This window comes from Peribacillus tepidiphilus, from assembly GCF_009466385.1.
GTDB classification, from domain to species: domain Bacteria; phylum Bacillota; class Bacilli; order Bacillales; family DSM-1321; genus Bacillus_BN; species Bacillus_BN tepidiphilus.
Genome location: NZ_WIAQ01000005.1, coordinates 111,921 through 124,967, shown reverse-complemented (window position 1 = coordinate 124,967; position 13,047 = coordinate 111,921). Strand labels below are relative to the sequence as shown.

The following is a 13,047-nucleotide window of genomic DNA, read 5'->3' as shown; positions in this document are numbered from 1 at the left end:
AGTCAAGTCCTTAATATTGTGTAAAATACAAATTACAAGGTTTCAACCTATTTTTGTTTGTTGATTGATTTTATTTGATTGGTAGGGGGTACCCCCTACCAATCAAATAAAATTTCGCGCTTCGCGCATGCCTTCTATTTTTTCATGAAGATTGTTCTTTTTTTAGCTTGTGCCTCATCATAATCCATTAAGACAGCTCCAATTAGCCGATAAGCTGACTGGGTATTCGGAAATATTCGGATGACTCTTTCGCGTCTGCGAACTTCTTGATTTAGACGTTCCAGTGAATTTGTACTGTGGATTAATCGATGCCATTTTTCTGGTTGACTTAAATATTGTATGGCTTCTTCGAACCCCTCATCTAGAGTCTCCAATGCCTTTTCAAGTTTGGGATTTTCTTCATAGCTCTTAAAAAACTCATCGCGAAATAATCGGGCATCCTCTTCCTTTACAGCGTCAAATATCCTTTTTAAATTGACAATGACTTCCTCCATTCCTTTTTTAGGAAGCTTATCGATTATATTTCGTTTAAAATGGACTGTGCAGCGCTGCCATGATGTTCCAATAAACTCTTTTCCGATCGCTTTCTTTAACCCTTCATGTGCATCTGAGATAACAAGCTTAGGAGATTGTAACCCCCTTGACTTTAACTCGGTGAAAAATTCCCGCCATGCTTCATAACTTTCTTTATGATCGACTTTAAAGCCGATGACTTCTCTTTTTTGTGCTTGATTAATTCCTGTTGCGATATACACAGCTTTTGAAACTACTTTATCGTGCTCACGCACCTTGATATACATGGCATCTACAAATATATAAGCGTAGTATTGGACATTTAATGGGCGGTTAGCCCATTGTCTAACGATTGGATCTAGCTTTTCTGTTAGGGAGGAAACAAAGGATTTAGAGACTTGTTCTCCGCATAATTGTTCCACAACATTTGTTACTTTACGTGTAGAGACACCATTCACAACCATCTCTAGCATGGATAAAACAAAAGCTTGATCCACTCGTGCATAACGTTCAAAAACGGACGGGGCAAAATCACCATTGCGTGTACGTGGAACCCTTAAATTAATTTTTCCAATACTCATCACCAAGTCGCGCTCATAGTACCCATTTCTGTAGTCACGGCGGTTTACGTTACGTTCGTATGCCTCAGCTTGTAAATACTCGTCACGCTCTTGTTCCATATACTCATTCAATACTAGGACAATTGTTGATTTTACTACTGCATCAATGTTAGAGTTCATTACCGAATCTTTTAAAAGGTCCATATTTAGGTTAAACTGTAATTGGGTCATTTCTAATCTCCTCGCTTCACAATGATTTAATTGGCATAAACCATTGTAACCAAGAGGGATTGATTTGACCCCTTTTCTTTTTACACAATTATACGGACTTAATCCCCGATCCGAAAGGTATCAATCTAACATGCACAATTTCCTTAAACAATTGCTCATTATTGTCCGATAACATAAACAAAAACTAGAAAATTGTTTAATTTTGTTATATTGTGATATACAAGTATAATAAGGATTCATTTTACCTTTTTATTTTTAACATCTTTAAAAATGTTTTTAACTCATAGAAGGTTTTATAAAATTTTTGTAGAAAAATATAGAAAAGAGGTGAAAATGATGAAAGCAAAATCAATCTTAACGGGATTTTTAACAGGAGCATTGATTGCCGGAGTCAGCACATTACTATATGCACCAGCTTCTGGAAAGGATTTAAGAAAACGCATTAATAAGAATATAGAAGAGATCATGTCATTGATAACAGAAATGACAGAGCAGATCAAGGAAATGAAAGACGAAGCAATAACAGCATCCAATGTCAGTAAAGAAAGTATGAAGGATTTCATTTCTGATGTAAAGATCCTCATTCAAAATTGGAAAGAAAACATCGAACCTCATAAAGAAGAAATCGGATTAAAAATGAAGGAAATTGAAAGCGCTTTGTCAGAGTTAGAAGCGATTATGGTCACTAGTTCAGTAAATTCTTTGAAAAAAATCAACGAATAAGCAGACAGACACCTATTTTCCTTCTCGGTTATTCCTTGTGTTTTTTTAGACTAATCGTCATTTTATATATTTTGATAATTTTTTCAAAAAAATCATTAAAATTTCTAAAAATTTTGTTAATTTTATCTTTAAAAATTATTATTTTATTGTCATAATAAATGGTAAAGACTCCTAAAAGTAGGTGAGCATTTTAGATGCAAGAAAAAAATTATTCTATGAAAGAAGCTATGCTCTTTAGCCAAAGAGTAGCACAGCTTAGCAAAGCATTATGGAAATCTATTGAAAAAGACTGGCAGCAATGGATTAAACCATACGATCTGAACATTAACGAACATCACATTCTTTGGATCTCTTACCATTTAAATGGTGCTTCTATTTCTGATGTCGCAAAATTCGGTGTAATGCACGTATCAACTGCCTTTAACTTTTCAAAGAAGCTTGAAGAGCGGGGACTTTTGAAATTCTCCAAAAAAGAGAACGATAAAAGGAATACGTACATTCAAATTACTGAAGAGGGTGAAAAAATTTTACTAAAGCTGATGGAAGCCTATGACCCTAGTAAAAATGCCGTTTTTTCAGGAGCCTTGCCTCTCCACGAGCTATACGGCAGGTTCCCGGATATGATTGAAATGATGGCGATTATCCGAAATATTTATGGAGAAGACTTTATGAAAATTTTTGAACGTTCTTTCTCCAACATTGAAAAGGAATTTGAAGAAAAGAACGGGAAACTTTCAAAAATAAAGAAAGAAAAAGAAGTCGAGACGGTTTAACCGTCTACAAGCAGATTCTTCATCTCTCTCATGAGGGATTGAAATACTCCTTGTTTTAAACAGGCTTCAACCAATTCAGCAACCTCAATTTTGGAGGGTAGCTTACTTTGTAATTCAAAAAGAAGCGGACTAAAGTGTAGGTATCCCTCCGCTTTTTGTTTTTTATATTTCATGCTCAATTCTTCACATGTTTTTAACAGTTCCTCTGTTTCCTTCTTTGTAAGATTTTTTTTCACAATTAGATAGTATAATTGATGCTTGGAATCCTTTAACATCAGCAGCAGAATTTGCTGCTGGAATTGAAGCTGCTCTATTTGTTCTTGCAGGTTCTTCATTATTTTCTCCTCTCATGCTTTCCATTTTCCAAAAAAAGTTTACACAAATACTTCAAAATACCCTATTGATTTTTTTCAAGGAACATCGTACAGTATGTAAGTAATTTTAAAATCTCTCCACTTGGAGGTTGTTTGCAATTTATGAATTGCTGGAAATCGATTAATTTAACAAAGCAATACGGAATGCACCGCATCATGATTTTATCATTATTTACAATGCTGTTATCCTTTATTACGATCTATACGGTTATTAGCATTGCAATTTCAGAGTCCAAGCTTTATGACAAACACATACTTTGGTTTTTACTAGGCATCCTATTTATATATCCAGCGCATAAAGTCTTGCATTTCCTTCCATTACTAAACCAAATGAAAAAGGTCAAGGTTTCAACGGGGTTTGCCAGTTTCATTCCATATGTAAAAGTCCGACTAATAGAGCCGGTTTCAAAATCTATTTTTATTATAGCTCTTTTGACTCCATTTGTGGTCATCACAACACTATTATCCGTTTGTGCTTATACGTACTTTCATTATGCCCATTACTTTACGATTTTACTATCTTTGCATATGGGATTATGCGTTTCAGATTTCATCTACGTGAAAAATATCCTTGGTTCTCCAAACCAGTGCTACGTTGAAGAAAATGAAGAAGGTTATGAGATTCTGGTATCTAAAGACTAACTCACAGCATCTATTAAGATGCTGTTTTTGTATTTTTTAATACTTGAAAACTTTGATACTATCTTTTTTCAATAATATTTGGTATCGTAATGATACAGTAGAAAGTCCGTTAGGGGTGAAGTTTAGAGTGCTCTCTTCAATTTCAATATACTATATTTTGTTTGCTGGATTTATTTTATATATTTTTAACAATATGACAAACAGACTATGTCTACAAAAAGAAATTCCTGAAGAGCGACATCCTAAAATTTTTCGCACCATAAATGTTCTAATCACGATTCTTTTATTATCTTCTTATGTAGAGATATGGTATACATAAAGTGAAACTTCCATCAGTGGGGGTTTTCCATTGATAGTTAGTTGAACCAATCGGGCTTTTACGGGCAGTTGACACCCACAAAGTATTTCATCCATTTCTCTAAGTCTTGAAGTGGGGGCCATACTGCCCGTTAATGCGGGATAGAGTTTTGGGAATTGTAACTAAGGATCATTGAAAAATAAAATGTTAATAACCCTTGTTACTTAGGGGAGTGTTTGTCCTCAATATAAAAGGTGAAGCCATCGCTTCACCTTTTGTGCGTGAAAAAGTTTGTAGATCGGTGCATCCGCCTGCTTTTTCACACTATTATTTTAGCAAATCCAAGCAGCTCCAATGATGATTAAAAGAATGAACAACACCACTAGAAGAGCAAATCCCCCACCGTGTACTCCAGACATTCCATTCCCTCCTTCCGTAAGAAAGTCAATATCAGATCACTTTTTAGGTACAAGCATTCAGCTATCTACAGCCAAGCTGCACCTACGATTACCAGTAAGATGAACAATACGACGATTAAAGCGAAACCGCCTACGAATCCATGATCCATAGTAACACCTCCTTTTCGAGTTGTTACGTTATCCTATTCACCTTTTCACGATTTAGAGTAGGCACCTATCATCGAAATACTATGAAATTAGCAAATAAAAGCTGCACCTACGATAATTAGTAAAATGAACAATACAACTAATAAAGCAAACCCTGTGCTATGGCTATGGCCCATTTTCCTTACCTCCTTTTGTCTCTTCGCTTTATCATATGTAAATGGTCTAGTTTGGGTTAGGTATTTGCCCAAATTTCATGAAATTTCATGGACGATACACATAATTTTTTTGCCTACTATCCATTTTATGTTATAGTAAGGTTTGTGGATTTTATTTACCAATACATATACAGGAGTTGTTTTGAATGAAAAAATGGGTATTATCCCTTGCATTATCTGCAAGTATTATCGGCCTCTCAGCATGCTCTAATGGTGGCGATTCAGAAGTTATCGTAAAATCAAAGGCTGGAGACATCACGAAGGAAGAGTTATATACGGCTCTAAAAGACCGCTACGGTGAACAAGTTTTACAAGAACTGGTATACGAAAAGGTTCTTGCTAAAAAATACAAAGTGACGGATCAAGAGCTTGACGAAAAAATAGACAAGCTTAAGAAAGACTTAGGCGAAAATTTCGAAATGGCTCTTGCTCAATATGGGTATAAAGATGAAGAAGACTTAAAAAGATCCTTCAAAATTGGCATGCTTCAAGAAAAAGCAGCAATCAAGGATATCAAAGTCACTGATAAAGAAATTAAAGAATACTATGATAATCTTAAACCAGAAATCCATGCACGACACATCTTGGTAGAGGATGAAAAAACTGCAAAAGAAGTGAAACAGAAATTGAATGAAGGTGCCAAGTTTGAAGAGCTTGCCAAAAAATATTCTAAAGACCCGGGTTCTGCAGAAAAAGGCGGAGATCTTGGATGGTTTGGCACTGGCGTAATGGTTCCAGAATTTGAACAGGCAGCATACGCACTTAAGAAAAATGAAATTAGCGATATAGTAAAAACAGAACATGGATACCATATCATTCAATTGATCGACAAAAAAGAGAAAAAGCCGCTTGAAGACATGAAAAAAGAAATTGAATACGAACTAAAGGTCTCTAAGCTTGACGGAGAGAAGGTTCAGAAGGTCATGGAAGAAGAACTGAAAGAAGCGGATGTAAAAATTGAAGATAAAGACTTAAAAGACGCTCTCAAAAGTGACCAGAAATAAAGAAAAGCGGAAAGCCCCCGCTTAGCTTTGATGTAAAACAAGACACGGTTTTATGCCGTGTCTTGTTTACTTAGGTGCTTCTTTCTCTTCTCTTCATTCATTCTGGATATATATTTTTGCCCTTCTTGTTCGATCCATTGATCCTCTACTTCCCTTTCCTGTCTGGCAGCCCTAATGGCCATTATTCCACTGACAATAATTCCTGCAATGACAAAATAAATCCAAATCGGCATAGATTTCACCGTTCCTTTCCCTAATTTAGTCGTAAAAACAGGCTCAAAACTTGTCCTACTGTTTTGTTCATACTTATGTATGTTTCCAAAAAAATATGCCCCTCGTTTGAGGAGCATGTTTCAGACTGTTGACAAACGCTCGCATTCTTCGTCACGAACCCTCCTCCGGTGCTCATTACCGTCTATGGTAACTCCGCTCCTCGCACGGGTTCGTTCCTCGACTGACAAACGTTTTCAACCAGTCTGAACGTGCGTGTTAAATACTTTGGTGATAGTTTAAAAATTTGCCCTTCGTTTGGGGACCATGTTTTTATTCGTCTTGAAAGACTGGTTTGTAAAATGCCCTGTTATCCAGTGCAAAAATTCTTTCCGTATATTCTCCAGGCTTCACTTTATCAAGAGCCCGATCGAGCATATTGATTTTTGCGTCAATGTTGTCGATATAATGCAAAATCTCCGCTTCCTTAATCAATGGCGGCTTCGGACTTCCCCATTCAGCTTTACCATGGTGGCTCAAGACAAGGTGCTGCAGAACCATGACTTCTTCACCTTTAATGTCTAATTCTTCAGCAGCCTTTCCGATTTCATTCACCATTATGGTAATATGGCCAAGCAAATTGCCCTCCACCGTATAAGAAGTAGAAATCGGACCGGATAATTCAATGACTTTTCCTAAATCATGCAAAATAATCCCTGAATACAACAGGTCTCGATCTAGTTTTGGATAGAGATTTGCAATAGCCTTTGCTAAGTTCAGCATGGAAACGACGTGATAAGCCAAACCGGACATAAATTCATGATGATTTTTAGTTGCTGCTGGAAAAGTAAAAAACTCTTGCTGATATTTTTTCAAAAGAAACCGTGTGATCCTTTGAATTTTTGGATTTCTCATTTCAAAAATAAACTGATTAATCGTGCTTGCCATCTCTTCTGGACTTAATGGTGCCGTTTGAATCAGATCTGCCATCGAAACAAGATCGTTTTCGTTCGTAGGGCGGATCTGTCTTATTTTCAATTGGTTGCGCCCTCTATAGTTTTGAATTTCTCCTTGCACCTTTACAGTCTTTTCAGCTATGTATATGCTTTCGTACTCTTCTGTAATGTCCCAAAGCTTCCCTTCAATTTCACCAGATTTATCGGACAATACGAGTGACAAAAAAGGCTTCCCGTTACTGGCAATCCCTTTTGTACTTGATTTAATATACATAAAGCCTTCCATTATATCTCCGACTCCAAGATAAGCAATACCCTTTTCCAAGCTAATCCCTCCGCTTTAGTACTAATTTCAGTATACCATACGTTAGTGGAGTACACGTTTTTTTATGAATACCCTTTTAAAAATTTAACAGGTAGCTTATATGAAGTCCTTTCTTTTTCACGATTCTATATCTGAAAGTTTTCTTCTTGTAATCCATATCCTTGTGGAGACTAAGCCAACAATCATAATAAATGCTCCGAAAAAATAAGGAATATGAATGTTCCATTCAAATAACATTCCTGCTAAGATGGGACCAACTGCATTTCCTAGGCTCATAAAAGAGTTATTCAATCCCATGACCATTCCTTGCTTGTTTCCTGCAAGATTTGAAATGAACGTATTTAAAGCCGGTCGTAAAATCGAGTTTCCAAGATAGAACAAAGATGTAGTAATCAATACCCATGCAAAAGACGGAGCCGTTGTCATTAAAATAAATCCAATCGCACTGACGATCAATGAGCCAGTTAAAACTTTCTCTTCTCCAAATTTGTTAATCAAACGGCCGACTAACACTCCTTGAGCAATTGTACCAATGATTCCCACAATCAAAATAACCAAGCCGACATCTTTTGGGGAAAAATTGTATCTTTCCATTGTATAATAGCCAAAAATGGATTGGAAATTAGCCAAGCCAAAACTCATGATGAACACAAGAATCAATAAAAAACCAACCGGACTACATAAGGCTTTTTTCATCAGAACAAATTGATTTTCCGTCTCATTGGCTATAAAAGATCGTTTCTCCTTACCTAGCGATTCCGGCAAAACAAGCATCGAAACAATCGCAGCAATGGTTGCAGCAATACCGGCAAAGAAAAACGGATACGATAGATCGAACTCCGCCAGCCATCCTCCTATTCCCGGGCCAATCACAATCCCTAGACCCATGGCAGCACCGATCATTCCCATTCCTTTCCCCCTGTTTTCTTGAGAGGTCACATCTGCCACATAGGCCATCGCAGTCGGCATTAAGGCAGAGCCGAACGTTCCTGCAAAGATTCGAGAAAGAAACAACATCCACAGATGACTAGCGAATGCAAAAACAAACTCTGCAGCCGCAAATCCTATCAAACCGATGATGATCATCGGTTTACGTCCCCATCTATCTGACAACCTTCCCCAAATTGGTGCAAATAAAAATTGCATAATTGAAAAAACCGCTATGAGCATCCCCAAAATTTGAGCATCAGCATTAAACATTTCTACATAAAATGGCAAGATTGGGATAACCAAACCAATACCCACCATAATAATAAATAAATTAATGCTTAATAATACTAACGGTCCCCTAGCATTCTTCTCTTTTAGACTCATCTTTCAATTTTCCTTCCATTTTGTTGCGTATCGTTGTATTTTACCTTATCCCAGCAGTTTTTTCCATGTAACATACCCTACCCTCTCAGCAATTGATTTTCAAATCTCATAGAGATAACGGAAGATGAATCAAAATAAGAAAGAATATGTTCATGGCAAGTAAAAAAGATGATTTGGTGCTGCTTTGAAAGCTCACAGATCAGTTCGATCGCTTTCTTTGTTCTTTTGCTGTCGAAATTGACAAAGCTGTCATCAATTAAAATCGGAAGAGGCTCCTCTGTAAACGTATGTAAAGCCAAAGCCAACCGCATTCCTACATAAATCGTCTCACTCGTACCTCTGCTAACCTCTCCGGCTTCAAACCAAATATCATCTTTCCGAAGTAGCATTAAGCCTTTTCCTTCCACCCATTGAATTTTCAAATACTCTCCGTCTGTTAAAAAGGACACATACTCTTCAGCCCTTTTCATGATGGAAGGCAGCAGCTGATTTTTATAGCTGTCGACGGCTTTTGTAAGTAGATTTTTAGCCAGGGCATATTTAGCCCAATCTTTTGCTTCCTCTTGAAAAATCGATTTCTTTTCAAAATAAGCAAGTGAAAGTTGATGATATGTCCCTCCTGCTTCCAACTGCTCAATCCTTGCTTTTAAATGGGAAATTTCATCGAGAAGCTGTGTATATGAACGGCTCATTTCTTCCTTTTCATGTTCTTTTTCAGCAAGGGTTAGATCGTTTATGTTGTCTTCTCCCACCTTCTCATACCACTCGATAAAAGATGTAGAAGCTTGGTTATATTGAGTTGTCAAACTTTGAAGCTTGTCTTCTAGCTGTTTTCTGTATTCCCATTGTTTTGCTTTATTACGAAACTCTTCTTCATTTTCGCATTGTGCTTGAGAAAACAAGGCATTGAGTTCTTTTTGAAAATAACTGCGTTTAGCCTCTAGCTGCTTATGCTCATTTTGAAGACGTTCAAGCTCATTTTGGACATGCTTCCATTTTGAAAGCTTTTCATTTTCTTCATTCAGTTTCTTTTTTAACATAAACAAGCATTCGCGTGTGTCTATTCCTGAAATATTAAGCACTTGAGTCAAATTCTTACGATCATCTTCAAATTTTGTAATAGCTTGGTTTAAACGGTCCCAATCCTTCTTGAGCTTCTCTCTTTCAATGATGTCTTGTTTAAGTGTTCGAATGGCATTACAAACCGATACTAGAGACAATTTCTTCACATGAGATGGTAGTCTCCATAACCTTAGCATTTCTTGCCTTTGGTCCTCAAAAGTGACTGCATTTCTTTCCCATTTTTCAAATTCATCAATAATCCTGTTAAACTGTTCCTCATATTCTTCATGACGGATTTGAAGTTCATGGATCCGATTCCGAAGCTCCCTGTCTTGAGCCAATAAATCTGCTGAAAGTGGATCGTTTACGTTATTTCTTACCATCTTTTGATTCTCAAGTAAGGCTTTTTCTTCCGAAAGTTTATTAAGCTCTTCTTTCCATTCTTCAATTTGTGAAGGCAGTTTAAAAAAAGACTTTAGGATGAAACTGCAGGCAAAAAACAGGATAGCAGCTATTCCTAAAGAAACATCATTTTTGAAGTACGCTCCAATACTTAATACTAGCCCAATCACAATAAGACTTAGAAAAATCCTGTGGACCTTTCGCTGACCTTTTTCCTCGCTAGTCTTTTGTTTTTTTATTTTTTCAGCCAGCTTCTCTATTTGCCCTTGAAGCATTTCTAGTCTGAAATCATTGTGATTTATTTGATTCTCTTTCCGCTCATATTGTTCTAATTGCTGCCGCTTTTCTTCAGAAAGTAGTCTTTGTTCCCACTCTGCTATTTTGTCTTCCGTTTGTTCAAGTCTAGTTTTCGCCTCTGTTAATTTTTCGTCTAGCTTCGCTTTTTCACTTTTCAACTGCTCATGCATCTGATCCAATTCTTCTGCTCTCGACAATACAAACTGGCTCGTATCCAGCTTGATCAGTTCATCCTGGTCGAGCTGGATATGCAGATCCTGTAGCTTCTGTTCAATGAGTGAATCCTTTTCCTGAATCAAGATCTTAAGCTTGTTTCTCTCCTGTTCTTGAATCTCATAAACAGAAGCTCGATCCAATAAAGAAATGATCGTTTCTTTATGGACAAGAAAAAGGTCATCTGGTGTAGTTTCGGTTTGTAAAATCTCTAGCTCAGCTTTCCTTTGCTCTAAAGAGGTTATCTGAGCTTCAAGTGGGAGTTTATGTTGCAGGATTTGCTCCAGCCTTTTGATTCCCGCTTCTGGAAAATGAATCATCTTAAGTTGAGATAATGCTTCCTCTGTTCCTTTTAATTCTCGTAAGATGGGGAGCATCCGTTTATATTCATTTAATAGAAATAGCTCTTTTTCGACATTCTTCATTTTGATTTCCAGCTGTTCTTTTTTGTTCATGTTATTTTTCAGCTGGTCTTGGAGATCAGAGTATACATTTTGATGTTGTTCAGCTTTCTTCATTTCCTTACTTAGATCTTTTAATTCGGCTATCGAACGGTTAAGTGGAGGATTTTTACCAGATGGTTTAAATCGTCGATCCACTTCTTTTTGAAGGAAGTTTTCAACAGCCATCAGCTTGTCGGTACCAATTAGACCTGCAGATAAGAGATACTTACCTATTTCTCCTTCTTCTAGCTTCCTAAGCCCCTGTAAACCATCCAAGTCAAAGGAAAATATAGATTGAAAAGTCGTTTTTTCTATCCCTTGTAAAATGTTCTTAAGCTCTGCCTCTGAACCGATGCTACCATTCGAGAAAGTGACGGTGACATCCCCGATCGCTTTTCCTTTTACTCTTTCAATTGAAACCCTTCCATGTTTAAGGGTGTCGAGAATGATTTTGCCTCCATATTTGGCGTTGTTCTTCGGCTCATAGCGATTTTCACTTTGCTGCTTGGTCGGAAAGCCAAAAAGAATACTATGGATAAAAGACATGATTGTGGATTTTCCCGCTTCATTTTCACCGAAAAACACCGTCAAGTCTTTAACGTTTCGTATAGCAACATTTTCTAGCTTCCCGTAACCGTAAATGTGCAATTCCCTTATTTTCAAGAAGTGATCCCTCCTTTCCCTGACAATAAAGCAAATAATAAGGATTTGGCTTCTTCTGTAATTTGTTGCAGCTCTTCATCTGATAGGTTTTCTAAAAGTCTTCTGGCAGCCGAATGAGCATAAAGCGGTAATAATGCTTCTAGTACGGTCTCCTTATTTTCTGCATGTGAAGAGATTAAGGAATAAAAAGATTGGTTTCCCTCTAGTAGAATCTCCGCAGACAAAACGCTCAGCTTCACAGAATGAACCCATACAAAATCTTCTCTTCCTTCTTCATCCTCCTGCAAAAGTTCAAGCAAGTCCTCCTCCGTAAAAAGGAGCTCTTCATTAACCTGTTCAACACGAATAACTAATTCAAGAAATACTCCCGTGTTGTTCTGACGTACATTTTCTCTTTCATTTTGACAAAAAGCTAAAAGTTCATCGAAGCTGTGAATTTTTTCAAACTTCAGCTCTTTTTTCTCCCAAAGGATGTCATGGGTGGAGACAAACTGGAGGGATGCTTCCTTTTGCTGTAAACGTACGAGATAACAACCCTTTTCTCCGATTTCTTTTTTATGCCGGCCCTGAATGTTTCCAGGATATATAATTGGAGGGAACAACGAAAGTTCGGTTCGCTTATGGATATGTCCTAATGCCCAATAATCAAAGCCAATATCAAGCAGTTCTTTGAGTGTAAAAGGAGAATAGGGGCTATGCTCTGTGTTGCCTTCAATGCTGCCATGCAATAAGCCAATATGAAAATCAGCCCCATCCACTTTCTTGTAATGTCTAGCCGAACGTTCTATTAGATGACGCTGCCCATAGCTAAAACCATATAGATGGACGGTAACACCGTTTTGCTTTTTATAAACCATCATTTCCGGTTTTTCTGAAAAAATATGTACATTTTCAGGAAATTCAACTGAAATCCATTTTCCTCCTAGATGATCATGATTTCCATGTATGATATAAACTTGAATATTATGCTGATTTAGCCGTTGAAACTCTTGTCTTAGTTTTACCTGAGTCAGGAGATTTCGATTTTCCTCGTCAAATAAATCGCCTGATATTAGGACAAAATCGACGCGCTCTTTAATAGCAAGCTTTACGATCTTTTGGAAGGATAAAAATGTGCTGTTATGAAGCCTCGTTAAAATTTCTTTCGGCAGTTGCCTCATCCCTTTAAAAGGGCTGTCTAAATGCAAATCAGCCGTATGAATAAAAGTAAGACCACTCATCTACTTGTCACCTCTCTTGTCCTTCATTGTACCATAAAACAGA

The 13,047-nt window shown here is 37.1% G+C and carries 15 protein-coding genes; 5 read left to right on the top strand and 10 right to left on the bottom strand.

Annotated elements, in window-relative coordinates:
* Positions 1-134: 134 nt before the first annotated feature.
* The gene (locus tag GD441_RS05545) at positions 135-1,304 is read right to left on the bottom strand and encodes an IS256 family transposase (protein WP_153124556.1); all 1,170 of its coding nucleotides are present in this window, start codon (positions 1,302-1,304) and stop codon (positions 135-137) included.
* A gap of 336 nt (positions 1,305-1,640) precedes the next feature.
* Here GD441_RS05545 and GD441_RS05540 point away from each other — a divergent pair, with 336 nt between their 5' ends.
* Positions 1,641-2,027, top strand: coding sequence for a YtxH domain-containing protein (locus GD441_RS05540; RefSeq protein WP_191992104.1), 387 nt, complete (start codon positions 1,641-1,643; stop codon positions 2,025-2,027).
* A gap of 194 nt (positions 2,028-2,221) precedes the next feature.
* Positions 2,222-2,800 carry an HTH-type transcriptional regulator Hpr gene (locus GD441_RS05535; RefSeq protein ID WP_153124552.1) on the top strand — a complete coding sequence of 193 codons (579 nt, stop codon included), beginning with the start codon at positions 2,222-2,224 and terminating at the stop codon, positions 2,798-2,800.
* Here GD441_RS05535 and GD441_RS05530 read toward each other — a convergent pair.
* On the bottom strand, positions 2,797-3,135 hold the full coding sequence (locus GD441_RS05530) for a DUF1878 family protein (protein ID WP_153124550.1): 339 nt from the start codon (positions 3,133-3,135) through the stop codon (positions 2,797-2,799). The genes GD441_RS05535 and GD441_RS05530 overlap by 4 nt on opposite strands.
* 141 nt (positions 3,136-3,276) lie before the next feature.
* Between GD441_RS05530 and GD441_RS05525 the strand changes: the two genes are divergently transcribed.
* Entirely contained in the window at positions 3,277-3,816 is a 540-nt protein-coding gene (locus GD441_RS05525) for a DUF3267 domain-containing protein (RefSeq protein WP_153124548.1), read from the top strand.
* A 139-nt stretch (positions 3,817-3,955) separates the two neighbouring features.
* Positions 3,956-4,135 (top strand): hypothetical protein, encoded by a 180-nt coding sequence (locus GD441_RS17110; RefSeq protein WP_225434139.1) that lies wholly within the window; start codon positions 3,956-3,958, stop codon positions 4,133-4,135.
* Between the two features lie 311 nt (positions 4,136-4,446).
* On the opposite strand, the gene GD441_RS05515 is transcribed toward GD441_RS17110, so the two are convergent.
* The 3 genes from GD441_RS05515 to GD441_RS05505 all read right to left on the bottom strand — a co-directional run bounded on the left by GD441_RS05515 (position 4,447) and on the right by GD441_RS05505 (position 4,856).
* Entirely contained in the window at positions 4,447-4,533 is an 87-nt protein-coding gene (locus GD441_RS05515) for a YjcZ family sporulation protein (protein ID WP_153124580.1), read from the bottom strand.
* 65 nt (positions 4,534-4,598) lie between these two features.
* On the bottom strand, positions 4,599-4,682 hold the full coding sequence (locus tag GD441_RS05510) for a YjcZ family sporulation protein (protein ID WP_153124578.1): 84 nt from the start codon (positions 4,680-4,682) through the stop codon (positions 4,599-4,601).
* A gap of 87 nt (positions 4,683-4,769) precedes the next feature.
* Positions 4,770-4,856 carry a YjcZ family sporulation protein gene (locus GD441_RS05505; RefSeq protein WP_153124577.1) on the bottom strand — a complete coding sequence of 29 codons (87 nt, stop codon included), beginning with the start codon at positions 4,854-4,856 and terminating at the stop codon, positions 4,770-4,772.
* A 185-nt stretch (positions 4,857-5,041) separates the two neighbouring features.
* On the opposite strand from GD441_RS05505, the gene GD441_RS05500 reads away from it, so the two are divergent.
* Positions 5,042-5,899: a peptidylprolyl isomerase gene (locus GD441_RS05500; protein ID WP_153124544.1), complete on the top strand. Its 858-nt coding sequence runs from the start codon at positions 5,042-5,044 to the stop codon at positions 5,897-5,899.
* A 50-nt stretch (positions 5,900-5,949) separates the two neighbouring features.
* On the opposite strand, the gene GD441_RS05495 is transcribed toward GD441_RS05500, so the two are convergent.
* The 5 genes from GD441_RS05495 to GD441_RS05475 all read right to left on the bottom strand — a co-directional run bounded on the left by GD441_RS05495 (position 5,950) and on the right by GD441_RS05475 (position 13,004).
* Positions 5,950-6,132 carry a sporulation YhaL family protein gene (locus tag GD441_RS05495; protein ID WP_153124575.1) on the bottom strand — a complete coding sequence of 61 codons (183 nt, stop codon included), beginning with the start codon at positions 6,130-6,132 and terminating at the stop codon, positions 5,950-5,952.
* A gap of 310 nt (positions 6,133-6,442) precedes the next feature.
* Positions 6,443-7,390 (bottom strand): 3'-5' exoribonuclease YhaM, encoded by a 948-nt coding sequence (yhaM, locus tag GD441_RS05490; RefSeq protein ID WP_153124541.1) that lies wholly within the window; start codon positions 7,388-7,390, stop codon positions 6,443-6,445.
* A gap of 117 nt (positions 7,391-7,507) precedes the next feature.
* Positions 7,508-8,704 carry an MFS transporter gene (locus GD441_RS05485; protein WP_153124539.1) on the bottom strand — a complete coding sequence of 399 codons (1,197 nt, stop codon included), beginning with the start codon at positions 8,702-8,704 and terminating at the stop codon, positions 7,508-7,510.
* A 77-nt stretch (positions 8,705-8,781) separates the two neighbouring features.
* Positions 8,782-11,784, bottom strand: a complete 3,003-nt coding sequence (locus tag GD441_RS05480; RefSeq protein WP_191992103.1) for an ATP-binding protein — start codon at positions 11,782-11,784, stop codon at positions 8,782-8,784.
* Positions 11,781-13,004, bottom strand: a complete 1,224-nt coding sequence (locus tag GD441_RS05475) for a metallophosphoesterase family protein (RefSeq protein WP_153124535.1) — start codon at positions 13,002-13,004, stop codon at positions 11,781-11,783. The genes GD441_RS05480 and GD441_RS05475 overlap by 4 nt, the downstream gene beginning before the upstream one ends.
* Positions 13,005-13,047 lie beyond the last annotated feature (43 nt).